Source organism: Xanthomonas sp. BRIP62409, from assembly GCF_003992965.1.
Classification (GTDB): Bacteria; Pseudomonadota; Gammaproteobacteria; order Xanthomonadales; family Xanthomonadaceae; genus Xanthomonas; species Xanthomonas euroxanthea.
Genome location: NZ_QEZJ01000009.1, coordinates 86,932 through 109,737, shown reverse-complemented (window position 1 = coordinate 109,737; position 22,806 = coordinate 86,932). Strand labels below are relative to the sequence as shown.

At 66.0% G+C, this 22,806-nt stretch carries 20 protein-coding genes and 1 pseudogene; 10 read left to right on the top strand and 11 right to left on the bottom strand.

Going from position 1 to position 22,806, the window contains the following annotated elements; all coding sequences use genetic code 11:
- Window positions 1–240 precede the first annotated feature (240 nt).
- The 3 genes and pseudogenes from EO170_RS01590 to EO170_RS01580 all read right to left on the bottom strand — a co-directional run bounded on the left by EO170_RS01590 (window position 241) and on the right by EO170_RS01580 (window position 5,757).
- Window positions 241–1,071: pseudogene (locus EO170_RS01590) on the bottom strand (trypsin-like serine protease).
- A gap of 475 nt (window positions 1,072–1,546) precedes the next feature.
- Window positions 1,547–3,265 carry a ribonuclease H-like domain-containing protein gene (locus EO170_RS01585; RefSeq protein WP_206513964.1) on the bottom strand — a complete coding sequence of 573 codons (1,719 nt, stop codon included), beginning with the start codon at window positions 3,263–3,265 and terminating at the stop codon, window positions 1,547–1,549.
- A complete protein-coding gene (locus EO170_RS01580) occupies window positions 3,262–5,757 on the bottom strand; it encodes a DEAD/DEAH box helicase (protein ID WP_164740868.1) in 2,496 nt (831 codons plus the stop codon). The genes EO170_RS01585 and EO170_RS01580 overlap by 4 nt, the downstream gene beginning before the upstream one ends.
- Before the next feature lie 173 nt (window positions 5,758–5,930).
- Here EO170_RS01580 and EO170_RS01575 point away from each other — a divergent pair, with 173 nt between their 5' ends.
- From EO170_RS01575 to EO170_RS01565, 3 genes are all read left to right on the top strand, one after another.
- Window positions 5,931–6,593: a hemolysin III family protein gene (locus EO170_RS01575; RefSeq protein ID WP_104585950.1), complete on the top strand. Its 663-nt coding sequence runs from the start codon at window positions 5,931–5,933 to the stop codon at window positions 6,591–6,593.
- Window positions 6,594–6,660: 67 nt separating this feature from the next.
- The gene (locus EO170_RS01570; protein WP_104585948.1) at window positions 6,661–6,918 is read left to right on the top strand and encodes a type II toxin-antitoxin system Phd/YefM family antitoxin; all 258 of its coding nucleotides are present in this window, start codon (window positions 6,661–6,663) and stop codon (window positions 6,916–6,918) included.
- Window positions 6,906–7,205, top strand: coding sequence for a type II toxin-antitoxin system RelE/ParE family toxin (locus tag EO170_RS01565; RefSeq protein WP_104585946.1), 300 nt, complete (start codon window positions 6,906–6,908; stop codon window positions 7,203–7,205). The genes EO170_RS01570 and EO170_RS01565 overlap by 13 nt, the downstream gene beginning before the upstream one ends.
- 13 nt (window positions 7,206–7,218) lie before the next feature.
- Here EO170_RS01565 and EO170_RS01560 read toward each other — a convergent pair whose 3' ends face one another.
- Window positions 7,219–7,737: a hypothetical protein gene (locus tag EO170_RS01560; protein ID WP_241239372.1), complete on the bottom strand. Its 519-nt coding sequence runs from the start codon at window positions 7,735–7,737 to the stop codon at window positions 7,219–7,221.
- Window positions 7,738–7,940: 203 nt separating this feature from the next.
- Complete coding sequence (locus EO170_RS01555) at window positions 7,941–9,038, bottom strand: ATP-grasp fold amidoligase family protein (protein ID WP_241239371.1); 1,098 nt, start codon at window positions 9,036–9,038, stop codon at window positions 7,941–7,943.
- A 365-nt stretch (window positions 9,039–9,403) separates the two neighbouring features.
- Here EO170_RS01555 and EO170_RS01550 point away from each other — a divergent pair, with 365 nt between their 5' ends.
- Window positions 9,404–10,048, top strand: coding sequence for a glutathione S-transferase family protein (locus EO170_RS01550; protein WP_126942008.1), 645 nt, complete (start codon window positions 9,404–9,406; stop codon window positions 10,046–10,048).
- A 149-nt stretch (window positions 10,049–10,197) separates the two neighbouring features.
- Window positions 10,198–10,905, top strand: coding sequence for a hypothetical protein (locus EO170_RS01545; protein ID WP_126942006.1), 708 nt, complete (start codon window positions 10,198–10,200; stop codon window positions 10,903–10,905).
- A gap of 147 nt (window positions 10,906–11,052) precedes the next feature.
- Here EO170_RS01545 and EO170_RS01540 read toward each other — a convergent pair whose 3' ends face one another.
- The 3 genes from EO170_RS01540 to EO170_RS01530 all read right to left on the bottom strand — a co-directional run bounded on the left by EO170_RS01540 (window position 11,053) and on the right by EO170_RS01530 (window position 16,542).
- On the bottom strand, window positions 11,053–13,134 hold the full coding sequence (locus EO170_RS01540) for a M13 family metallopeptidase (protein ID WP_126942004.1): 2,082 nt from the start codon (window positions 13,132–13,134) through the stop codon (window positions 11,053–11,055).
- Between the two features lie 266 nt (window positions 13,135–13,400).
- Window positions 13,401–15,482 carry a M13 family metallopeptidase gene (locus EO170_RS01535; protein ID WP_126942002.1) on the bottom strand — a complete coding sequence of 694 codons (2,082 nt, stop codon included), beginning with the start codon at window positions 15,480–15,482 and terminating at the stop codon, window positions 13,401–13,403.
- Window positions 15,483–15,654: 172 nt separating this feature from the next.
- Window positions 15,655–16,542: a LysR family transcriptional regulator gene (locus EO170_RS01530; RefSeq protein ID WP_126942000.1), complete on the bottom strand. Its 888-nt coding sequence runs from the start codon at window positions 16,540–16,542 to the stop codon at window positions 15,655–15,657.
- A 135-nt stretch (window positions 16,543–16,677) separates the two neighbouring features.
- Here EO170_RS01530 and EO170_RS01525 point away from each other — a divergent pair, with 135 nt between their 5' ends.
- Together EO170_RS01525 and EO170_RS01520 are read left to right on the top strand one after the other, a co-directional pair.
- Window positions 16,678–17,430 carry an SDR family oxidoreductase gene (locus tag EO170_RS01525; RefSeq protein WP_039518017.1) on the top strand — a complete coding sequence of 251 codons (753 nt, stop codon included), beginning with the start codon at window positions 16,678–16,680 and terminating at the stop codon, window positions 17,428–17,430.
- 184 nt (window positions 17,431–17,614) lie between these two features.
- A complete protein-coding gene (locus EO170_RS01520) occupies window positions 17,615–18,304 on the top strand; it encodes a glutathione S-transferase family protein (RefSeq protein ID WP_126941998.1) in 690 nt (229 codons plus the stop codon).
- Window positions 18,305–18,398: 94 nt separating this feature from the next.
- On the opposite strand, the gene EO170_RS01515 is transcribed toward EO170_RS01520, so the two are convergent.
- Both EO170_RS01515 and EO170_RS21670 read right to left on the bottom strand, forming a co-directional pair.
- Window positions 18,399–19,265, bottom strand: a complete 867-nt coding sequence (locus EO170_RS01515; protein WP_241239370.1) for an MFS transporter — start codon at window positions 19,263–19,265, stop codon at window positions 18,399–18,401.
- Window positions 19,232–19,582 (bottom strand): MFS transporter, encoded by a 351-nt coding sequence (locus EO170_RS21670; RefSeq protein WP_241239369.1) that lies wholly within the window; start codon window positions 19,580–19,582, stop codon window positions 19,232–19,234. Before EO170_RS21670 ends, EO170_RS01515 begins: the two co-directional genes overlap by 34 nt.
- Before the next feature lie 111 nt (window positions 19,583–19,693).
- Here EO170_RS21670 and EO170_RS01510 point away from each other — a divergent pair, with 111 nt between their 5' ends.
- A complete protein-coding gene (locus EO170_RS01510) occupies window positions 19,694–20,137 on the top strand; it encodes a helix-turn-helix domain-containing protein (protein WP_126941996.1) in 444 nt (147 codons plus the stop codon).
- A 531-nt stretch (window positions 20,138–20,668) separates the two neighbouring features.
- On the opposite strand, the gene EO170_RS01505 is transcribed toward EO170_RS01510, so the two are convergent.
- Window positions 20,669–20,995: a nuclear transport factor 2 family protein gene (locus EO170_RS01505; RefSeq protein WP_126941994.1), complete on the bottom strand. Its 327-nt coding sequence runs from the start codon at window positions 20,993–20,995 to the stop codon at window positions 20,669–20,671.
- 86 nt (window positions 20,996–21,081) lie between these two features.
- On the opposite strand from EO170_RS01505, the gene EO170_RS01500 reads away from it, so the two are divergent.
- Both EO170_RS01500 and EO170_RS21405 read left to right on the top strand, forming a co-directional pair.
- Window positions 21,082–21,429, top strand: coding sequence for a helix-turn-helix domain-containing protein (locus EO170_RS01500; protein WP_054591763.1), 348 nt, complete (start codon window positions 21,082–21,084; stop codon window positions 21,427–21,429).
- 201 nt (window positions 21,430–21,630) lie between these two features.
- Window positions 21,631–21,792, top strand: a complete 162-nt coding sequence (locus EO170_RS21405; protein WP_164740860.1) for a hypothetical protein — start codon at window positions 21,631–21,633, stop codon at window positions 21,790–21,792.
- The last annotated feature ends 1,014 nt before the right edge of the window (window positions 21,793–22,806 follow it).

The window sequence follows — 22,806 nt, the reverse complement described above, 5'->3', positions numbered from 1 at the left end:
GCGCCTTGCGGCGCTGGATCGACCGGGGACTGTTGCAGTGTTGCGGCTGGCTGCGTGATCGACTGCCACCAGAGGGAGAACGCAGAAGCCTTCCGCTGTAGCGGCATCGAGACATGACCTGTGCAGCAGGTGCGCCGCTAGAGGTTGTGATCATGCGCGCTGGCCCGGTGGCGCATGTGAAGGCAGGCCGCTTCATCGCGATGGTTTCTTCCTGGCGCGCGCTAGAGGCAGCCGCGTTGGCTAATTGCCCGCACAGGAGGCTCCATCTGCCGCACACATCACGCCATTGATCCAGCTGACATATCGCGAGATGCGCACGTTGTAGACCATTTGCCCATAAAAGCCAGCCTCTAGCGCGTGTTCCGGAACTGCCGTGATCCACGATCCCAGCCCGATGAGTCGCCAAGTGCCCTGACCTTGCACAACGAGGGGGCCGCCGCTGTCACCGCTTCCCAACACACCTTCGAGTGGCAGGCCTTGTGCGGGGGGATCGAATCGATACCAGAGGTAGCGGTCGTTGGCGCCAGTAATGGCGTTGTACGCCCGCCTCAGCGCGCCACGATGTGGAGAGTTGGGAATCTGCCCTTCAATGCCATTGCCGGTTGCCCCCTTTCCTACAAACATGGCGACTTCCGTGACCTCATCGCTGCCTCGATAGAGAGCGACCGGTGCAACCTGCTCAACAGGCGCATCCAACGCGATCAACGCGATGTCATCCGAACCTGCCAGAAAGGCGTGAATCCTGGACGGATCGCCCGACTTCAACGCGTCTTGGCCCAATGCGTCGGGCATGTGCTTGTAGCCAGGATGGACGAATACCCGAGCAACTTTGTAAACGTTCCCGTTGATGGCCACCTCCGCATCCATGCCTTCCATGGGAGCCGCGTGTGCGGCGGTGATGACCCACTTCGGCGCGATGAGCACGCCATGCCCTTCGCCTGGCATGTCTGCCAGCGCCGGAAATGCTGATTGATCGATGCGATATTCTTAGTCGTCAACATCGGCGCGGATGACAACCCCTTGCGCCGCGAACGAAAGGGTGAGCAAAGCGACAAACAGCCAGCGTTTCATGTATCCGCACTTCCCTGTAGGTCTTGATCTGAGGCCTATCTGCAACGCGTTTGCAAATCCCGCCACACGATAGCTGAGCAGGCTCACGATAGGGCACGCGATCCGACGAAGTGGGCTGGGGGACGACGAAGTGCAGGAAACGATGCCTGAAGCCGATAGCAGTCGTTAACTCCGCCGCACAGTCCAAGGAAGCCCGGCGCCTCATGCGCGAGGCGATCGCACAGGGGCTGGCCACGCAGACCGAGGGCTGATCACGGCAAGCCGCGGCGCGGCGCAGCATGTTTCCCGTCGCCAACGCGGCCGTCTTTTCCGATGGCATTGCCGCAGCGGTACCGGCTCCGGGCACACCGCGCTTTCGGCTGGGCGTCGCTCTCACGTGCGCACTGCAAGGCGGTCGGGAGCGCTCCATGGTGCATCCAGCATCGCAATCACGGGCCGATGCTGCGCTGATTGCGCGACCGATCGCGCATCGACCTCAAGGCGCGTCCATCAACGGAATCACCTCGCGGTCCTGTGCCTCCACCGCCACCAGGCGCTGCAGCAGCAGCGACAAGGTCACCACGTCCTGGTGGTTGTGCTCGGCCACGCGGCGCAGGTTGCGCGCGCTGCCGCCGCGCAGGTAGCTCAGCCATGCCGCCGGGGCTTCGGAGCCGGGCAGGTCGTCCTCGCGCACCACGCGCAGCAGCTGCCGTTCGATGGTGGCCAGCTTGCAGTTCTCCCAGGTGCCGCGGTAACGCCGGCGCGTGGGGAACAGCAGGTCCACATGGTCCAGTGCGGAGATCGGGTCGCCGCGGCGCGCCAGCCGGTAGCGCGTCTTCAACAACGGCGCGTCGTAGCAGCGCCCGTTGTAGCTGGACAGCACCGTCTGCGGCGACAGCCAGCTGCGGAACAGGTCCAGCATCGCGCTTTCGGCCGCCATCGTGGACATCATCAGCTGGCGCACGCGCAGCCCGCTGCCCTGCGCAGCGTCGATGTGCCAATCGGCCACGCCGATCATGAAGGCGCGCGTGCCGGTGCCGCCGGCCAGGCCGGTGGTCTCGGTGTCGAAGAACAGCAGGTCCATCGGGTCCACCGCGTCCTCGCGCTTGGCGAAGGCCAGCGACAGCGCCTGGTGCGGAATCGCCTGCGGCAGGAAGGCTTCGATCAGGTGCAGGCCGGGCGCGATCTCGTTGCCGGGCAGCTGCCGGTCGGTGGAGGCCGCACGCAGCGGCGCGTGCGTCGAGACCGCGCGCTCGCGCAGGCCGATCATCCGGCGCAGCCCGGCGATATCGGCACGTCGCTGCGGTGCCGGGCTGGCAGTGGGCGCAGCAGGTGCCGCATGCACCGCCGGCACGCGCGCTGCCGCATCGGCCGCCGCGCCTGCCGGCTTGTGGCGCACCTCGTGCTCCACCCAGGCAAACGCCGAGGTATCGCGCGCAGGCGGCGCCGCAACCGGCGCCTGCAGGGCGCGGCGCGTCATCGCCGCTGCGGCGGGCTGGGGACGGGGCGCACGGACAGCCTCTGCGCTGCCGGGCTGCGCGCTTGGCGCAATCGCACCGCGCGGCAGGGCGCGTGACGCAGACGCAGCCGCACCCGGTGCAGGCTGACGTTGGGCACGCGTGGGCATCACCGCATCGTCCCTGCGCGGTGCAGGCGTCAGCCCGCCGACCTGACGGCGTAGCAGGCGCAGACGTTCTGCGCTCACGCCAGGGTCGCTGCCAGGCACCGGTGCTGCCGGCGCACGCGTCGGCTGTGCGGTTGCAGACATTTCACTTGCGGCACGCGTGCGCGCATCGCCCACAACAACTGCTTCACCAGATGTTCGTCCGACCACTGCGGAGTGCATCTGTTGTGCAGGCGAGAGCATCATGCATTCGGTCGCGAACGCTGAGGTTTCATCGTCCACGCCGGTCTGCGCCATCGCCGGCGCATCGCAGGGCGAAGATGCACCACGACGCACCTCACGCGCGGCAAACTCGCTAGTAGGAGCAGGATCCACGACTGCGCGTGCCATAGCTGCATGCGGCGCAATAGGCGCGCCTGCATTGGAATGCAGTTGGGGCACTCCACCAAGAATTCCGGCATCCGCATCAACCACAGGCGCTGCCTGCGCGCCATGCGGTGCATCGCCGTCTGCATCCGCCACCGGCGCACGTACATCGGCATGCCCGGCCTGGCGCCGCAACAGCCGCAGCCGGTCCGCACTCACACTCATGCAAGCACGTCCAGCGCCAGGTCCTCGTCCACCTGGGTGGCATGCCGCAACGGCGCATCCGCGTCGAACAACAGCGCCAGCACGGTCAATGCCAGCGACTTGGGCGACTCGCCCTTGCCTTCCTCATGCGCGGCCAGCACCGGGCCCACGCAGGCCGGGCAGCCGGCGCTGCAATCGCACCGCCGCACCAGCTCGTCGGCGCGCTGCAGCAGCTCGGCCTGGCGCAGCCACAGCGGCTCGCTCAGGCCCACCCCGCCAGGAAAGTTGTCGTACAGATACACCGTGGGCACGAACGCCTGCTGCAATTCCACCGCGCCTTCTTCACCCTCGTCCACGCCGCGCAGCTGCCCGCGCCCGGTCTGGTCGGCTACCGCGAACCACGCACCGTCGCCATTGCCCACGGCCTTCTGCAAGTCGCGCGCATCGGCCATCACCGCCACCGTGGCCACCACGTGCAGCGCATAGGCGGCGCCCAGGAATCCATCCAGCGCATCCTGCTTGGACGCAAACGCCTTGCCCAGGGTGGCCTGCGGCAGCTGCCACCACACCGCAGTGGTGTGCAGTTCCTGGTCGGGCAGATTGACCGGCCCGTAGCCGATGTTCTCGTGCGTGTAGTAGCGGATCTTCTTGTAGCCGGACACGCGCCGCACCACATGCACCTCGCCGTGATGCGAATCGCCGCGCCCGGCCACGCCGCCGTCGAAGCGGTCCAGCACCTTGAGCTTGGTGTAGTCGATGCTGTCGGTGTAGTAGTCCACGTGGGTGCGCGTGACATAGGCCTTGCGGCCTTCCCAGTCCAGCCGCTCCACCTGGTACGGCGTGCTCTGCACCATGTGGATGGCGCCTTCGTACAAGGTCAGCGCAGCGGCCGAGTAATCCACCTCGGCAATGATCTGCTGCTTGCCGTCGCTCTTGTCCACCACCACGAAGTTGCCGTCGGCCACCGAGCGCAGGCTCACCGCATTGGCCGGGTAGCTGTCGGCGATCCATTCCCAGCGGTCGCCTTCCTGGTGAATCACCTCGCTTTCGGCCAGCGCTTCCAAAAACACCAGCGGGTCGATCGGCCCGAACGGTTCGCTGGCAATGAATGGCAGCTCGAACGCCGCGCAGCGGATATGGTCGAACAGGATCAGCGGCTGGTCCGGCGCGATGCGTGCGTGCTCGGGCGAGGCATCGGCGAAGAAATCCGGGTGCCGCACCACGTACTGGTCCAGCGGCTGCGAGCTGGCCACCAGCACGCCCAGCGCCGGCTGCTGGCGCCGCCCGGCACGGCCGAAGCGCTGCCAGGTCGCCGCCACGCTGCCGGGGTAGCCGTTGAGGATCACCACATCCAGCGCGCCGATATCCACGCCCAGCTCCAGTGCCGAGGTGGAAATGATGCCGTCGATATTGCCCGCGCGCATCGCGCGCTCCACCTCGCGCCGTTCGGTGGGCAGGTAGCCGCCGCGGTAGGCACGGATGCGTGGCGGCTTGCGCGGGTCGTGGTCGAAGATGTCTTTGAGGTATTTGGTCAGCACTTCCACCATCAGCCGCGTCTGCGCGAACACCAGCGTCTTCAGCCCGCTCTTGATCGCGATGCGCGCGATGCGGTTGCTCTGCGAGCGTGCCGACGCGCGCAGCCCCAGGTCGGCATTGACCACCGGCGGGTTCCACAGCAGCACGTGCTTGTCGCCGGTGGGCGCGCCGGACTCGGTGATCGCGTGCACCTGCTCTTCGATCAAGGCCTGCGCGTGCGCATGCGGGTTGCCGATGGTGGCCGAGCACAGGATGAACTGCGGGTTGGCACCGTAGAACGCGCAGATGCGCTTGAGCCGGCGCAGCACGTTGGTGACGTGGCTGCCGAACACCCCGCGGTAGGTGTGGATCTCGTCGATCACCACATAGCGCAGGTTCTCGAAGAACTGTGCCCACTTGGTGTGATGCGGCAGGATCGCCTGGTGCAGCATGTCCGGGTTGCTCACCACGATGTCGCCATGCAGGCGGATCGCCTGGCGCGCATCGCCCGGCGTATCGCCGTCGAAGGTGAAGGCCTTCACCCCCAGCGCGCCGGCGCGGTTCAATTCCAGCAACTCGGCCACCTGGTCCTGTGCCAGCGCCTTGGTCGGGAACAGGTACAGCGCCTTGGCGCCGGAGGTCATCGCCGCGCTCACCACCGGCAACGTGTAGCACAGCGACTTGCCCGAGGCGGTGGGCGTCACGATCGCCACATGCTCGCCGCGCTGGGTGGCCGCCCAGGCGTCGGCCTGGTGGCTGTAGAGCCGGTCGATGCCGCGCGCGCGCAAGGCGTCGGCTAGCGCGGCCGGCACATCGTCCGGGATCGGCGCATAGCGGCCCTCGCGGCCGGGCAGGGTGAAGCTGCCGGTGATGCGGTCGTGGTAACGCCGTTCCAGGCGTTCGGTGAGCAGTGCGCCATCGCGGCTGGGCCGGCCATCGGTGGTGGCCAGCGCGCGTTCGGCGGTTTCGGTGCGGGGAGCGAGGGCAAACGGAGGCATACGGCGGCTCCCAAAGAGGGGCATGAGACAGGGGAGGTGTCTCAGGGTATGAGACCGGGGCCAAACCGGCGAGCCTGTGTCACTGAGCGGATTCAGCAAGCCGGGTATTCTGTTGCCCCCGCCGCGTCACCGTTGCCTGCACGGCGTGGGCTCCCCCCTCTCGAAGAACCGCCGTGCCCGTTTCCCCCAGCATCACCGCCCCGCACTACAAGACCCGCTCCGCCCGCCGTGCCGATGTGATCGTGCATGCGGCCGGCCTGTTCCTGGCCATCGTCGGCGGTGCCTGGATGGTCTGGCGCGCCCATGCCAACCAGACCATGCTGCTGGCCACCTGCGTGTACGCGCTGGGCCTGCTGGTGATGTTCGGCTGCTCGGCGGCCTACAACTTCGCCCCGCCGCAGCGCCAGCCGATGCTGCGCAAGTTCGACCACGCCGGCATCTTCGTGATGATCGCCGGCTCCTACACGCCGTTCCTGCTGGTCGCCCTGGACGGCACCTGGCGCTGGGCGATGATCCTGGGCGTGTGGGGCGTGGCCTTGTTCGGCGTGTTTGCCAAGCTGTTCCTGCCCGGCATCGCCAAGGGCTTCTGGGTGGCGATCTACCTGCTGCTGGGCTGGGCCGGCATTGTGGTGATCAAGCCATTCGTCGCCGGCCTGGACAGCACCGTACTGTGGCTGATCGCCGCCGGCGGCGCGTTCTACACCGTGGGCGTCACCTTCTACGTGCGCAAGTCGCTGGTTTACAACCGCGCCATCTGGCACGCCCACGTGCTGGGCGGCGCGCTGTCGCACTGGTGCGCCATCTGGTTGTGCCTGCGGCCGTTGGGTGGGGTGTAGCCAGGTCGGCCGCCTCGCCCGGCGCAGCCGACTTGCCTCACCCTGAGTGATACTTTAGTGTCACTCCATGCGCACAGAACTTGTCACCACGCTCAAGCGTCAGGCCACCGAACTCCTCGCTGATGTCGAGCGCGACAAGGAGCCGATCCTGATTACCCAGCATGGTCTGCCCAGCGCATATCTGGTCGATGTCACCAGCTATGAGCGCCTGCAGCAGCGGATGGCGATCCTCGAAGGTATCGCCCGTGGTGAAATGGCGGTAGCGGAAGGCCGCAGCCTGAGCCACGAGCAGGCCAAACAACGCCTGGCGCGATGGCTGAAATAGTCTGGTCGGAGCCGGCGGTGGCCGACCTGGACGCGATTGCCGACTACATTGCACTTGAGGACGCAGCCGCCGCAGCGGCACTGGTGAGACGGGTGGTTGCGCATGTCGAGCAATTGGCCGAGCACCCGGAGAGCGGGAGCCGCCCGCAGGAGCTCAAGCGCTCCCGCTACCGTCAAATCGTCGAACCACCGTGCCGCGTGTTCTACCGTGTGGATGGGCAGCGCGTCGTCGTGGTTCACGTGATGCGCTCGGAGCGGTTACTCCGGAGAAATCGTCTTTCGCGCTGACAGCGCCCCCCCCCTACAACTTGGTCTTCAACACCGCCTCGAAGGCCGCGTCCGGCGCGATGCTGTCGGACAGCACGATCACCGAATGCAGCGTGCCCCGGGCCTGTACGTTGTACTCGAAGCCCACCGGCGTGCCGCCGTGGCTGAACACCTCGATCTCGCTGTACTCGCCGTGCCGGCCTTCGTAACTTTCGCGCTCGAAGCCGTGCTCCTTGGCAAAGTTGCCGGCGGCGGTACGTGCGCCTTCCCACACCGCGTCCTCGTAGGTCATCGGCTGCAGCAGGCTGATCAGGTGCGTCGCGCAGTCGGTGGTGCTGGTCACGCCATAGCCATCGACCTCGCCCATCAGCGGGATCTTGTGCATGGTGCGCTTGGGCGTGGCGGTGACCGTGCAGCCAAGCTGCTGCAGCTCGGCAAGGGTGAAGTGCTCGGCTTCCGGGCGCGGCGCGCCGGGGGTGCCGGCGCCGGTACAGGCGCACAACGCGCAGAGCAGGCCGAGTGGGAGGCAGCGGTGTAGGCGAAGGTTCGGCAAGGGGGCGTCCATGCAAGGGGGCAAGTGCGGCACCGCGGTCGGCGGTGCGCCGGATGCGGGCGCATCGGCGGCCGTGGAGTATCCGCCGCTGCCGGCTGGCGCGCCAGGCGCGCTGTGGCCGGCCGCGGCGCGACGGCGCGATGCACGTTTCCCTTGCCCGCAGCCGCGTGGCGTGCCGCGGCCGTACCGCGGCCGTACTCACCTCACCGCGTCGGCACCCGCATGCGGATGCCGTCCGTCGCAAAGGACGGGTCCAGCGGCGCCCGCCGCTGCACCCACATGTCGCCCATCATCCGGTCCAGCCCGCGGTCCAGGCCGGTGACCAGCCCCGCACCCGGGGTGAAGGTCAGCTCGCCGAAGTAGATCTGCCCGCGCTGGATGTACCAGTCCACCCGCACGTAATCGACATCGCCCGCCAGCCGCTTGCTCAGTTCCAGCGCCTGTTCCAGCAGCGCCGGCGGGCTGGGCGGCGTGCGCCCGTCGTCGCGGATGCGGTGGAAGGCCGTGTGCAGGTTATTCACGAAGAAGGTCATCGCCAGCTTGGGCGTGTCGAAGCGCCCGTAGATCACCTGCAGCACGTACTGAAAACTGCCGTCGGCCTGGCGGAACATGTGGAACTTGTAGTCCACCGGCACCTGCTGCGCATCGCCGATGTACTCCTCCACCAGGATCCGCGGCGGAATATCGCGGTAATGGATCTCGCGCACCATGTCGGAGAAGTCGGTGCGCAGCCACTGGCCGCACCGCTCGATGATGCGCCGTTTCTGCACCGCGTCCGGCTCCTCGCGCACCACCTCCACCATCGCCGCGCCGTGGTTGGCCTTGATCACGGTCTGCCGCCACTGCGGCAGGCGCAACAGCTCCTGCGGGTCGGTGCTGTCCAGCAGCAGCGGGATCAGGTGCGCCTCGCCGATCCTGGCCGCTACATACGGGCGCACCGCAAACTTGTCCGCCAGCCGCTGGTACAGCGGGTAATCGCCGTGCACGCACTTGCGGTAGAGGATCTTCTCGTTGAAGCACTTGGGCGCATACAGGTCCGGCAGCCGCCCGAAGGTGTGCAGGTAATACAGCCGGTCCTGGTGCCGCCAGGGCAGGGTACGCAGCAGGCCGCGCGCGCCTTTGCGCAGCAGGCGCGTGAGGCCCGGCATGTCCGAGGCCGGTGCGGGCAGCTGCGGTGCCGGGGCCGCGCAGCGCTCGTCGAACGAGGCCATCAACGGCGGCGGCATGGCCAACCATCCTTGCGCTGGCGCACCGCGCCCGCCCACCAACGGCGTGGTGAGCGCCAGCATGTTGTCGGTCATGTGGAAATCCTTGATCCGCTAATAAAGTGCGACACCAGTCACATTTTATTGTGACGTAGCGCACGATATACGGAAAAGGTGAGACCAGGGGAGCAATTTGTCTCAAACCGCCTGCCGGCCTGAATCAGGTCGCTTTCGCGCCCCGGCCGGCCGCCTCCAGCCAACGACCTGGCGCCCCAAGGGGCTGCCAGCGCCCGACATGGCCCGGTCCGCTGCGCTGCGCCGCCGGGCAGGGCCAGGCCCGGCCAGGCCGGGGCGTGGCACCCTTCGGCCACCGGGCCGGCCGCGGCATGGCCCGGTCCGCCCTTTGCACGCACCGGCGGCAACCGGCACCGTAGCCCGCTCACCTCAACGGAGCCGTCTGCATGACCATCACCATCACCGCCTTCGAACGCTCGCCCGACGGCGGCAAGGGCCTGGTGCGCGATCTGCGCGTGCGCTGGGCGCTGGAAGAGGTGGGCCAGCCCTACCAGGTGCGGCGGCTGCCCTTCGTCGCGCTGAAGCAACCCGCGCATCTGGCCCTGCACCCGTTCGGCCAGATCCCCACCTTCGAACAGGGCGCGCTGGTGCTGTTCGAAACCGGCGCCATCGTCCTGCACATCGCCGAGCGTTATCCCGGCCTGCTGCCGGCCGACCCCAACGCCCGCGCCCGTGCCATCGCCTGGATGTTTGCCGCGCTCAACACGGTGGAGCCGCCCAGCCTGGAGCTGGCCACCGCCACGCTGCTGGAAGCCGACAAACCCTGGACCGCAGAGCGCATGCCGCTGCTGCAAAAGCGCATCCGCCGGCGCCTGCAGCACCTCACCGCGCACCTGGGCAGCAACGCCTGGCTCGATGGCGACTTCAGCGTCGGCGACCTGCTGATGGCGTCGGTGCTGCTGCGCATCGGGCACTTCGGCCTGCTGGACGCCTTCCCCGAACTGCTGGCCTATGTCGCCCGCGCCGAACGCCGCCCGGCCTACCAACGCGCCGTTGCGGCGCAGTGGGCGATCAACGGGGCAGGCGCCTGAGCGAAGGGGCCAACGGCAGGAAGCTCGCTGCCCGCCCCCCTCGGGGTAGTGCCTGCTTCCCATGCCCACAGGCCCAGGCACAGGCCGCAGTCGCATGGCGCGCCGACATCGCGCACCATGCCGCCGTCTTCAACGGAATGGAGTGACCCATGCGCACAACCCACGTCCTGGCCCTGGCCGCCCTGTGCAGTGCGCTCGCCGCCTGCACAGACACAGGCCGGCCAGCGCCTACCGACCAAGCGTCAGCGGCCACGCCTGCAGCGGCCACACCCACGGCAGGCCCCGGCGCAGCAGCGCCGTCGCCGGATCGAACAACCGCCCTCTCCCAGGGAGTGAGCCAGCAGGTACGGCGCTACCTCTGCCCGCAGGGTCCGGGCGCGTGCAAGGCCAGTGGGCCATTGGTGGCCGACTCCGAGGCAGAAGCACAGTGGCTGCTCACCCACGGCTACCCCACCGAGAGCGAGCGCGCACGCCTGGATACCTTGCACCTGGACCAGCTCAACGCAGCGTCGCAAGCAGGCAACCAGGCCGCCACGGTGGTCTACGGCATCAAGACCGCAGTTGCCGGCCGCTTCTCCGCCGGCATCGGCATCCTGCGGCGGGCCGCACTGGCCGGCAACCTGTATGCCTACTACGGCCTGTCGGAGGTGTATGCCAGCGACACTCAGCACAAGAACCTGGTCGACAGCCTGGCCTACCTGCGCCTGGCGTACCTGCTGGGTGATGGCAAAGCCGCGCGCGCCATCGCGGCGAAAGGACTCAGCGGCGTCGAAAACGCCGTTGCCGACGAGCGCGCCGCAGCGCTCTACACGAGCTTTTCCAACAACCAGCGCCCCTCGCCCAGACCGCTCGAGTAAGCGTGCGGTGCGCGGGCCAAACGCACGGCCGTGCAGGAGGCACCGCCGGCGCAGCTGCAGCAGCCCGGCGCCTCACCGGGCACGGCCCGGCAGGCCGTCAACGCAGCACGGCGGCCTGCGCGGCCGCCACACCGCCCAACGCCCGCCTCACCAGACCTGTGCACGCTCCTGCTCGGAGCGCACCATCGCATCGCCGGCCTTGCACGAGAACGCCTTGGCGTACTGCGGCATGTTGGACGGCCCGGCGTTGACGCGTACCACGCTGGGCGGGTGCGGGTCGGCGTTGAGCGCCTTCACCTGTGCTTCTTCCCGGCGCGCACTGCGGTGCTTCCGCGCCCAGTTGATGAAGAAGCGCTGCTCGGGCGTATACCCATCGATGGCGACGTTGCGCTCGGGGTGCTGTTGCAGATCCAGCATCAACGCATCGTAGGCGGTGCCGACCCCGGTGAAGTCGGCGATGCTCTCGCCCAGCACCAGCTGCCCGTTGACGTGCAGGTTCGGGCGGTTCTTGAGCGGCACGTAGCTGCTCATCTGCTGCTTGATCCTGTCGGTGCGGGTGTCGAACGCGGCAACATCCGCGGGCAACCACCAATTGCGTGTGGCGCCGATGGCATCGAATTGCCTGCCCTCGTCATCGAAGGCATGGCTGATCTCGTGACCGATCATGGTGCCGATCCCGCCATAGTTGAGGCCATCGTCGGCAGTGGCACTGAACAACAGCGGCTGCAGGATCACCGCAGGAAAGAAGATGCTGTTCTGGCGCGGCGCGTAGAAGGCATTTACGGTCTGCGGCGCCACATCGTCCCAGCTCATCCGATCGGCCGGCTTGCCGATCCTGGCCATGTCGGCGCGGTGGTTGAAAGCGGTCGCACGTTCGATATTGCCGAGATAGGCGCCCTCTTCCAGCCGCAAGCCCGACCAATCCTGCCACCGGTCCGGATACCCGATCTTGGGAACGATGTTGGCCAGCTTGTCCAATGCCTTGGCCTTAGTCGGAGCGCTCAGCCAGTCGGCATGCGTGATGCGCAGCTTCATGGCGGCACGCACGTTTTCCACCAGCGCCAGCGCCTGCTGCTTGGAGGCAGGAGAGAAGTGGCGGGCCACATAGAGCTGGCCCATCGCCTCGGCGATCGTCGTGTTCAACGCATCGATCACCCGCTTCCAGCGTGGCGGCTGCACCTGCCGGCCCTCCAGCGTCTTGGCGTAAAACGCGAAATGGTTCTCCACGAACGGCTTGCTCAGGGCCGGTGCCGCATCGTCGATGGCGCGGAAGCGCAGGTAGGCTTTCCACTGCGCCACCGGCGCGCGCTGCAACTGCGCATCGAATGCCTTGAAGAACGCCAGCTGCGACAGCGCCAGGCCGCTTTCCCCTTCGACACCTTGCGCGGCCATGAAGCGGTCCCAGGCAAAATGCGGCGTCAGCGCATTGGCCTGTGCCGTGGTGAGCCAGTGGTAGGTGTTGCTGGGCTCGCGCATCTGGGCCGGCGTCAGCAGCGCGGCGGCCAGGCGGCTTTCCAGTTGCAGCACCTGCGCTGCCTGCACCGATGCCTGTGCGGCCGGTGTTCCCGCCTGCACGAACGACCGCGCGATATACGCCAGGTAGGCTTTGCGAATGCCGGCATATTGCGCATCGGCATAGTAATCCTTGGAGGGGAGCGTCATGCCTTCGACGTTGGCATAGGCCACCATCGTCGAAACGTCCTTTTCATCCGGATGCGCAACAAACTGAAACAGCACCGTGGTGCCTTGGGCATGACGTTGGGTAATGAAGCCGGCAATGGCGCGCGCATCCTTCAGCGCATCGATCTCGGCGAGCCGTTGCCGGATGGGCGCCGCGCCCAGGCGCTCGATGCCCGCCTCGTCCATACCCGAGGCGTAGAACGTCCTGACCAGCTGCTCGATCGAACCGGCTGTCGGCTGCGACTGCAGCAACGCCTCTACAATGGCGTGCTGATCCCGATAGGCGCGGTTGTAGAAATCAAACGAGGTACCAATGCCAACCTCGTCGTCAGGGATGCCTTTGGCAAGCGCCTTGCCGTTGGCAAATGCATTCAGATCCTGGCAGGGGTCGGCAGCGGGATCCAGTTCGTTGATATCCAACGCCGGTGCAGCGGCAGTGGCCATCGGAACCGGCGCTGCAGGTTTGGCGTTGATTGCCTGCTCGCTGGCCTGCTTGCAACCGCTCAATGCCATGAAGGCCGCAAGCGCGAGAAGGTTCCTGCTCAACATGGTCGTGGCAGCCGTACATGGGGGAGTGCAGCGAGCTTAGTCGAGCGCTTGGCGCAGGCTGCGCGCAGACGAACAAAGTTGAGCATTCCCCCAACGCGATCAGCGGCCAGCATGCGCAAAAACGAAGTGGTGCCGTCACGACGACCGCATCACGGCCCGCGTCAAGGACGCGATGCCACCATGCGCTGCAGACTGTTCGCACATGCCGCTGCAATGCCATCCATGCATCCACGGCCACCAACCCGCCACGCGGCAAAACGCCCGCCTCACCAGACCTGTGCACGCTCCTGCTCGGAGCGCACCATCGCATCGCCGGCCTTGCACGAGAACGCCTTGGCGTACTGCGACATGTTGGACGGCCCGGCGTTGACGCGTACCACGCTGGGCGGATGCGGGTCGGCGTTGAGCGCCTTCACCTGCACTTCTTCCCGGCGCGCATTGCGATACAGCCGGGCCCAGTTGATGAAGAAGCGTTGCTCGGGCGTGTAGCCGTCCACGGCGACATTGCGCTCGGGGTGTTGTTGCAGATCCAGCATCAGCGCGTCGTAGGCGATGGTGACCCCGGTGAAGTCGGCGATGCTTTCGCCCAGCACCAGCTGCCCGTTGACGTGCAGGTCCGGCCTGCTCTTGAGCGGCACGTAGCGGCTCACCAGCTGCTTGATCTTGCCGGTGCGCGCCTCGAAGGCCGCCCGGTCCGCCGGCAGCCACCAGTTCCGGTTGGCACCGATGGCATCGAACTGGCTGCCCTCGTCATCGAAGCCGTGGCTGATCTCGTGGCCGATGAACCCGCCGATTCCGCCATAGTTGAGGCCATCGTCGGCCGTTGCCGCAAACAGCGGCGGCTGCAGGATCACCGCGGGAAAGTAGATGCTGTTTTCGCGTGGTGCGTAGAAGGCATTCACGGTCTGCGGCGCCACATCGCCCCAGCTCTTGCGGTCCACGGGCTTGCCGACCTTGGCCATCTCGGCGCGGTGATTGAACGCTGCCGCCCGTTCGATGTTCTGCAGGTAGGTGCCGGTGTCCAGCTGCAGGCCCGACCACGCCCGCCAGGTGTCCGGATACCCGATCTTCGGCATCATGTTGGCCAGCTTGTCCAATGCCTTGGCCTTGGTCGCAGGGCTCATCCAGTCGGCGTGCGTGATGCGCAGCTTCATGGCGGCGCGCACATTCTCCACCAGCGCCAGCACCTGCTGCTTGGAGGCCGGGGGAAATTTCTGGGCGACATACAGCTGGCCCATTGCCTCGGCGATCGTCTGGTTCAATGTGGTGATCACCTGTTTCCAGCGCGGCTGCTGCACCTGCCGGCCCTCCAGCGTTGTGGAGTGGAACGCGAAGTGGTTCTGCGCGAACGGCTTGCTCAGTGCCGGTGCCGCATCGTCGATGGTGCGGAAGCGCAGGTAGGCTTTCCACTGCGCCAACGGCGCGCGCTGCAACTGCGCATCGAATGCCTTGAAGAACGCCAGCTGCGACAGCGCCAGGCCGCTTTCCCCTTCGACACCTTGCGCGGCCATGAAGCGGTCCCAGGCGAAGTGCGGCGTCAGCGCATTGGCCTGCGCGGTGGTGAGCCAGTGGTACATGTTCTTCGGCTCGCGCTGCTCGGCCGGCGTGAGCAGCGCGGCGGCCAGGCGGCTTTCCAGCTGCAGCACCTGCCCGGCCTGCACGGCCGCTTGCTCGGCTGGCACGCCGGCCAGGACGAACGTGCGCTGGATATACGCAAGGTAGGCCTTGCGGATGGGAGCGTACTGCGCGTCCACATAATAATTTTTTGCGGGCAGCGTCATGCCTTCGACCAGGGCATAGCCCACCATCTTCGACACGCTCTGCGCGTCGGGCTGGGCAACGAACTGGAACAGCACGTTGGCGCCCTCGGCGTGGCGCTGGGTGATGAAGCCGGCAATATCGCCCGCATCTTTCAAGGCATCGATCGCCGCCAGCCGCGGCTGGATGGGCGCCGCGCCCAGGCGCTCGATGCCCGCCTCGTCCATGCCCGAGGCGTAGAACGTCCTGACCAGCTGCTCCACCGAGCCGCTGGCCGGCTGCGTCTTCAGCAAGGCCTCTGCAATGGCGTGCTGATCCCGATAGCTGGCGTTGTAGACGTCATACGAGGTGCCGATGCCCACCTCGTCGTCGGGGATGCCCCTGGCCAGCGCCTTGCCGTTGGCAAAGGCATTCAGATCCTGGCAGGCGTCGGCACCTGGATCCAGTTCGTTGATATCCAGCGCCGGTGCCGCCGCGGTGGTTGCCGCCGCAGGCGTGGGTGCGGTGGGCGCGGTCGCTTGCTCGCTGGCCTGCTTGCAACCGCTCAATGCCATGAAGGTGGCAAGCGCGAGACTGTGTCTGCTCAACATGGGCGTGGCAGCCGTGCATGGGGAAGGTGCCGCGAGCTTAGGCGAGCCTTGCGCGCAGGCTGCGCCCGGGCGAACAAAGTTGAGCATTCCCGCGTCCGCAGCGGCACATGCGTGCAGGAAAGCGAAGCGCCGGCGGCGCACCAGCGCCGGCACCACCGCAGCGCAGGTGGCGCTAACGATTGAGCTGCGGAATCTTCGCAAACGCCTCGGCAATGAAATCCATGAACACGAGCGCGCGCTTGGGCACCAGCCGGTTGGCGGCGTAGACAATCTGCATCGGCGCCGGCGGCGGCGCAAAGGCATCCAGCACGGTCTGCAGTTCGCCCGAGGCCAGGCCCTCTTCGTACAGCCACGCCGGGCCCAGGCCGATGCCGAGCCCGGCGCTGACCGCCGCGCGCGCGGCCTCGGGCGAGTTGACCCGGAACCGGCCGGACACCGGCACGTCGGTATCGCGGAAACGCCAGCTCGCCCCCGTGCTGAGCAGCGTATACAGCACGCAGTCGTGGTGGCGCAGGTCCTCGGGCACGGCCGGCACCCCGCGCCTGTCCAGGTAGGCGCGGCTGGCCACCGTCACCCGCGTGAACGCGCCGATGCGGCGTGCGCGCAGCGCGCTGCTGTCCAGGTGGCCGATGCGGATGGCCAGCTCCGCGCCTTCGTCGAGCAGGTTCACGTAGCGGTCGTTGATCTGCAGGTCCAGCTCCAGTGCCGGAAACCGCTGCAAGAACGCCGGCACCAGTGGCAGTACGAAGGTGTGCGACAACGCCGTGGGGCAGGCCACCCGCAGCAGCCCGGATGGCTGCACATCGTCGCGCAGCGCCATTTCAGACTCGCCCACCGCATCCAGGATGCGGCGCACCTCCGCGTAATAGCGCTCGCCCTCCGGGGTGAGCACCAGCTTGCGGGTGGAGCGGTTGAGCAGCCGGGTCTGCAGGTGTTGTTCCAGCGCCGCCACATGCCGGCTGACATTGGGCTGGCCCAGCCCCAGGTCGCGCCCGGCGGCGGAAAAGCTGCCCGTCTCCACCGCGCGGGCAAAGCAGGTCATCAGCAGAAACCGGTCCATGCGTCCTCGATTCATGCGCACAGCGCATGAAGGTTATGTTCCCGCAGGATCTTATAGCAGCCGGCGCATGGGGCGAAGATGCCGCATCGAAGGCCGCCATACGGCGGCCGGGCACCGCACCATCAGGAGCACACCATGTCACGTCTTGCAGGCAAACGTACCCTCATCACCGGCGGCACCACCGGCATTGGCCTGGAAACCGCCAAGCAGTTCCTCGCCGAAGGCGCCCGCGTCATCGTCACCGGCGTCAACCCCGACTCCATCGCCAAGGCCCAGGCCATCCTGGGGCCCGACGTGCCGGTGCTGCGCGCCGACTCGGCCAGCGTTGCCGCCCAGCAGGAGCTGGCGCAGGCGGTGCAGGCCCATTACGGCCAGCTCGATGTCGTCTTCCTCAACGCCGGCGTCTCGGTCTGGGTGCCGATCGAGGAGTGGACCGAGCAGGCCTTCGACGCCTCATTCGCCATCAACGTCAAGGGCCCGTACTTCCTGCTGCAGGCGCTACTGCCGGTGCTGGCCAACCCCGCCTCGGTGGTGCTCAACACCTCCGTCAACGTGCATGCCGGCATGGCCCGCTCGTCGGTGTATGCCGCCACCAAGGCCGCCTTCCTCAGCATGACCAAGACCCTGTCCAGCGAACTGCTGGGCCGCGGCATCCGCGTCAACGCCGTCAGCCCCGGCCCGGTGGAAACCCCGCTGTACGACAAGCTCGGCGTGCCCGACGCCTACCGTGCAAAGCTCAACGAGGAAATCGCCGCCAGCATCCCGATGGGCCGCTTCGGCACCCCGGAAGAGGTGGCCAAGGCCGTGCTGTACCTGGCCTCGGACGAATCCAGCTGGACGGTGGGGTCGGAAATCGTGGTCGACGGCGGGCGCCTGCTCAACGGCTGAGCCTGGCGGCCCCCCGCCAGGCGCCGGCAGGCGGCGCGCATCGCCGCCCTGCCGGCACCCACCTTCGCCTGCGCATCGCCATGCACCGGTTGCATGGCGATGCGCAGGCGTTTTCTGCCATGCAGGCAAGGCCGGCCCACGGCTGCCCTGGCACCCCCCCCTTTCGCAACGCGAGCCATTGCCCATGCCCAACACACTCACCCTGATCAGCCACCCGCTGTGCCCGTTCGTGCAACGCGCCGCCATCGTGCTGCTGGAACACGATGTCGCCTTCGAGCGCGTGGATATCGACCTGCACGCCAAGCCGGACTGGTTCCTGGCCCTGTCGCCCACCGGCAAGGTGCCGCTGCTGCGCATCGGCCAGCCGGATGGCAGCGTGGCCACCCTGTTCGAGAGCGTGGTGATCTGCGACTACCTCGACGAGACCAGCGGCAGCACCAGCCTGTACCCGCGCGACCCGCTGCAACGTGCGCAGCAACGCGCCTGGATCGAGTTTGCCGCGCCCACCTTTGCCGACGCCTGGCAGTTTCTCAATGCCAGCGACCAGGCCAGCGCCGACACCGCCAGCGCCGCCTTCCGCGGCAAGCTGCAAAAGCTCGAGCAGGCGCTGGGCCAGGGCCCGTATTTCGCCGGCCCCACGTTCGGCATGGTCGATGTGGTGTTCGCCCCGCTGCTGCGCTACTTCGGCCTGCTGCCCGCCGATGTCTGTGCACCCCTCTTTGAAGGGCTGCCGCGCATCGGCGCATGGCGCGCCGCCCTGGCCGCCCGGCCCAGCGTCATCGGCGCGGTGGCGCAGGATTACGCCAGCCGCTTCCAGCAGCATCTGCACAGGCAGCGCGCCCTGCTGGCAGAGGCGGTGCTTGTGCCGGCGTAAGCAGCCAATGCCAACGTGCAGGGCTGGCCGCGTCACGTGCCTGCCCTAGCAACTAACCCTCAGTGCCAAGGGCTTGCCAGGCCTGAGCCGCAGCCTACGGAGTCACCCGCCGCGTCAGCCACCAGAACAACAGCGCAAGCGCGCTGACCAGCGCGCCCAGCAGGCACACACCTTGCCAGCCCGCATGGGCATAGGTGACGGTGGTGCTGATGGCACCCAGCCCGCTGCCGACCGCATAGAACAGCATGTAGAGGCCGACCATCCGGCTGTGGGTTTCGGGGCGCGTGCGGAAGATCAGGCTCTGGTTGGCGACATGTAGCGCCTGGCCACCCAGGTCGAGCAGCACGATGCCGATCACCAGTGCCCACAACGACCATTCCATCAGCGACAGCGGCCACCAAGCCAGCAGCAATACGGCCAGCGCCGCCGCGCTGGTGCGCTGGGCATGGCCACGGTCGGCCCACTGCCCGGCACGCGCGGCCGCCAAGGCGCCCACCACACCGACCAAGCCAAATGCACCGATGACGGTGTGCGAAAAGCTGTACGGCGGCGCGCTTAACGGAAGCACCAGCGCGCTCCAGAAAATGTTGAACGCGGCGAACATCAACAACGCCAGCATGCCGCGCACTTGCAGCACCTTTTCTTCCCGCAGTAGCGTCAGCATGGAGGTGATCAGACGCGGGTAAGGCATGGGATTGGCTGCCAACGGCAAGACTGGCAGCCGCCGCCACAGCGGCAGCGCGATCACCAGCATCAGCGCGGCGGCGCAGAAGTACACGCCGCGCCAACCTGCCAGATCGCTGACGCCCCCTGCGAACACGCGCGCGAGCAGCAGACCGATGAACACGCCACTCTGCGCCGTCCCGACAACCCGCCCTTGTTCATGGGGCGCGGCAGCACTGGCCGCATAGGCGATCAGCCCCTGGGTCATCGCCGTGCCCAGCAGCCCCACCGCCAGCATGCCGGCCAGCAGACAGATGCAGACTGCGCCATGCCGACCGTCGCCAATGCCACCACCAGGCCCAGCAGTTGCACCGCCATCAATCGGCGACGATCTACCCGATCCCCCAGTGGCACCAGCAACAGCAGGGCCAGGGCGCAGCCGATCTGGGTGGCCGTCACCACGCCTCCCACGGCGGCATGACTGATGTCGAAGTCGCGGGCCAGCGCATCCAGCAGGGGTTGTGCGTAGTACACATTCGCCACGCTCACGCCACTGGCGGCGGCAAACAGCAGCACCAGGCCGCGCGGCATATCGGCAGTTCGGGATGACTTCATGCGCCACGATCCATGCAATCTGGTTTCAAAACAAAACTCATTGAAGGCTAGGGCACGTAGTTTTAAAATGCAACCAGAAATTCTGGTTGTTGCTATCTGTCTGGAGAAGTCATGCCGCGCCGTTCTATCAACGACGAACCCTGTCCCGTTGCGCGCGCCGTCGATGTGGTCGGAGATCGCTGGTCGCTGCTGATCGTGCGCGATGCGTTCGATGGCACGCGCCGCTTCAGCGACTTTCAGCGCAGCCTGGGCATGGCGCGCAACATCCTGTCTGACCGTCTTCGCAAGCTGGTAGAGCAGGGCATTCTCGAGACCCAGGATGCCTCGGATGGCACGGCCTATCAGGAATATGTGCTGACGCCGCAGGGCGAGAGCCTGTTTTCCGTAGTGGTAGCGCTGCGCCAGTGGGGGGAGCAGCACCTGTTTGCGCCTGGCGAACGCCATTCGGTGCTGATCGACAAGCGTACGCGCAAGCCGATTGCGCGCATGGCGCCACAGGCCAACGATGGGTCCGTGCTGTTGCCTGCCGCGACCGAAGTGCGGAGAGTGAAGTAAGGCGAAATACGCGTAGCTGTGATAGCTACGATCAGCCCACGACGAAGAGCGCAGCCCATGGGCTGCGCTTTCCCTTTCAAGGCTGTCCTGTGGCGGACCGGGGATATGGGTGATGAGACCTTGCCCGCTGCGACGCTCCTGCACTTTCCCCCCCGCAAAGCCCCTATGCGGCGCCTAGCTCGAAAAGCAGCAGGAGCACATAGAGGCCGAAATCTCGCCTAACGTGTTGCCTGGCGTGATTACTTCGATGTTAGTGCGGGCCAGGCTATTTCCATCGGGACAGGAAGCTCCGAGTAACCGCCACCAGGCGCGACGGTCACAGTCACCTTCGGCGAAGAGACGGAACAGGGCGGCAGGGTGTTTCGACTTCAGGCAGAAGGCGACTAGGCGCCGCCCTACATTTGCTCAGAGGCGCAACGCGCGTCGAGATACCAAGCAACCGCTCACTAACCGCGCGCCAGTTGCGTCATGCGGCTGTGGAAGGTCCGCACCCGGGCACGTGCTACCAACGCAACACGCCGGCATGCCGCGTCAATGAATCTGTAACGCCGCAATCTTGCCGCCCACCAGCTGGAACACATGCTCCAGCTGCAGCGGGCTCTGCGGGAAATCGCCAGACACCTGCGCGGTGACACTCACTTGCTCGCCCTGGGTGTGCACGCCAACCGGCACCGCACGATACGGCGTGGTGGCCTGCGTCTGCGCCAGCCAGGCCGCAATGGCGGCAGCGCCGCGGTGCTGGCGGTGCTCGTCGTGCACCACCGCATCGTCGGCCAGGTGCGGCAGCAGCACCGCGGCATCGCCGGCATTGCTGGCGGTAAAAAAGCAGGCAATGGCGGCGGGCAGGGCTAGCGACATGGTGGCGGTCCGGTAGAAACGGTATGCCATGATCAGCAGCGGCATCACCTGCCGCAAGAACGCACGCAAAGGTAAGTCACGCACCCATGGGAAAGCCGCACACCCCGGACACCGCCGCGTGCGATGTCGAAGCCCTGCTCAAACTCATCGAAGGCCGCTGGAAACTGCTGCTGCTGTTCCACCTGTTCGACGGCAAGGTGCAGCGCTACTCGGACCTGGAGCGGCTGATTCCCGCCATCTCGCAGAAGATGCTGGCCCAGCAGCTGCGCCAGCTAGAACGCGACGGCCTGGTGCTGCGCACCGTCTACGCGCAAGTACCGCCGCAAGTGGATTATCGCCTTACTCCATGGGGCCAGGCCCTGTGCCCTGCGCTCGATGCAATGCTCACCTGGGGCCAGGCGCGGCAGCCGTTGCCCGACACGTCGTCGCAGTAAACGCTTGGCGCACTGCTGTGCACGCCGGCCTTAAAACAGCAGGCGCACAGCACCGCCTGTATCGCCAGAGAACTGACCCAGATAACGCACCGGCGGTCTTGCAGACTCTGCCGTCGCGCGCGCTGCAACCAGACTTGTGCGGCCAAGATAATCGGCCTAGTTTCGCCACGCCACCATTCGGGTGGCGAGGAGGTCACACGCATGGCGACCAACGAGAAAACCGGCCCCAAAGCGGCAAAGGCGGCTAGCAAGGTCCTGAAAAAGTGGCAGCACCGGCAAGGATTCAAAAACAGCGGCCGCGTCCGCTTTAAGTCAAGCGCCGGACAAGAAAAAGAAGAAGTAATTAAGCGAACACTGCAGTAAATAAGCGAGCGCTGCAGTAAATCGGTGAAGGCGCTCGACCAAGCACGAGCGCCTTTTACCCGAGTGATTTCAGCGCATAGAGTCACATCCGATGACACCGCTGGTACAAAATGCCGGGTACCCCGCTGACAAAACCTCTACATAACGGTAGGGTGCAGGCTGGAACGGGGGTTTCATGCATGGGAAGCAGATGGGGAAGTACCGGGTTTACCGCTGCGCGGTCATTACCATGGCCGCTTGGGCTCGCTGTGGGAGTTGGCACTTTCTCCGCCATACGTGACGACGTACCGGGGGCGCTGCCGTACAAACGCGGTTTAATCCCACAAGACTTCAATCAAGGCATCAATGTGGCGCTCGCATCGATTGCGTGGGTGGTGCTGGGCATACGTGGGATGGCCGCGCTCGCTTTGTTTGTTGGCAGCTATCAGCGCCACAGGTTGCTAGCACCCAGGACCACCATAGCGAGCTTGTTCGCCAACAGCCCTAGCCAATTTGAACCACTTTTGGAACAAGTCTTTTTGCTGCCAAGTCTATGCAGCGGCATAGACCTGATTCTATATAACGGCTGTCGAAGTCTTATGCACAGAGGACTCTAACCAATCGATCACCTGACCCTTCTTGAAAATTTCTTTAGTCAATAAAAGTTAATATCACTGCCGTAGTACACCGTAATTTCACAGAAAAGGGGGATTTTATGCCGCAGTACAGGGATATCAATGGGGATTCCGGTGTCCAATCGTATGAAATTGGCGAAGGTTCCATAACGGTCCACTTCAGGCGCGGGGGCTCTTATATATACACCTATGCAAGTGCAGGTCAGAGCTGTATCGAAGAAATGAAACGACTTGCTGAAAGCGGAGATGGACTCAACGCCTACATTAACCGGCATGTCCGCGAAAATTACGCTCGGAAGATTTAGTTGTGCAAACGCCCAGCTGATTTTTTCGGAAATTATGTTGGCTCTCTTCGAAAAAATAAAAAATATTTAATTTTAAATAAAATAGATGCCAGTAG

Bases quoted from the DNA above. Each gene is read 5' to 3' on its own strand.
- EO170_RS01585 (WP_206513964.1), bottom strand. From the start codon at position 3,265: ATGAGTGTGAGTGCGGACCGGCTGCGGCTGTTGCGGCGCCAGGCCGGG.
- EO170_RS01580 (WP_164740868.1), bottom strand. From the start codon at position 5,757: ATGCCTCCGTTTGCCCTCGCTCCCCGCACCGAAACCGCCGAACGCGCG.
- EO170_RS01570 (WP_104585948.1), top strand. From the start codon at position 6,661: ATGCGCACAGAACTTGTCACCACGCTCAAGCGTCAGGCCACCGAACTC.
- EO170_RS01565 (WP_104585946.1), top strand. From the start codon at position 6,906: ATGGCTGAAATAGTCTGGTCGGAGCCGGCGGTGGCCGACCTGGACGCG.
- EO170_RS01555 (WP_241239371.1), bottom strand. From the start codon at position 9,038: ATGACCGACAACATGCTGGCGCTCACCACGCCGTTGGTGGGCGGGCGC.
- EO170_RS01550 (WP_126942008.1), top strand. From the start codon at position 9,404: ATGACCATCACCATCACCGCCTTCGAACGCTCGCCCGACGGCGGCAAG.
- EO170_RS01545 (WP_126942006.1), top strand. From the start codon at position 10,198: ATGCGCACAACCCACGTCCTGGCCCTGGCCGCCCTGTGCAGTGCGCTC.
- EO170_RS01540 (WP_126942004.1), bottom strand. From the start codon at position 13,134: ATGTTGAGCAGGAACCTTCTCGCGCTTGCGGCCTTCATGGCATTGAGC.
- EO170_RS01535 (WP_126942002.1), bottom strand. From the start codon at position 15,482: ATGTTGAGCAGACACAGTCTCGCGCTTGCCACCTTCATGGCATTGAGC.
- EO170_RS01530 (WP_126942000.1), bottom strand. From the start codon at position 16,542: ATGGACCGGTTTCTGCTGATGACCTGCTTTGCCCGCGCGGTGGAGACG.
- EO170_RS01525 (WP_039518017.1), top strand. From the start codon at position 16,678: ATGTCACGTCTTGCAGGCAAACGTACCCTCATCACCGGCGGCACCACC.
- EO170_RS01520 (WP_126941998.1), top strand. From the start codon at position 17,615: ATGCCCAACACACTCACCCTGATCAGCCACCCGCTGTGCCCGTTCGTG.
- EO170_RS01515 (WP_241239370.1), bottom strand. From the start codon at position 19,265: ATGCTGGCGGTGGGGCTGCTGGGCACGGCGATGACCCAGGGGCTGATC.
- EO170_RS21670 (WP_241239369.1), bottom strand. From the start codon at position 19,582: ATGAAGTCATCCCGAACTGCCGATATGCCGCGCGGCCTGGTGCTGCTG.
- EO170_RS01510 (WP_126941996.1), top strand. From the start codon at position 19,694: ATGCCGCGCCGTTCTATCAACGACGAACCCTGTCCCGTTGCGCGCGCC.
- EO170_RS01505 (WP_126941994.1), bottom strand. From the start codon at position 20,995: ATGTCGCTAGCCCTGCCCGCCGCCATTGCCTGCTTTTTTACCGCCAGC.
- EO170_RS01500 (WP_054591763.1), top strand. From the start codon at position 21,082: ATGGGAAAGCCGCACACCCCGGACACCGCCGCGTGCGATGTCGAAGCC.
- EO170_RS21405 (WP_164740860.1), top strand. From the start codon at position 21,631: ATGGCGACCAACGAGAAAACCGGCCCCAAAGCGGCAAAGGCGGCTAGC.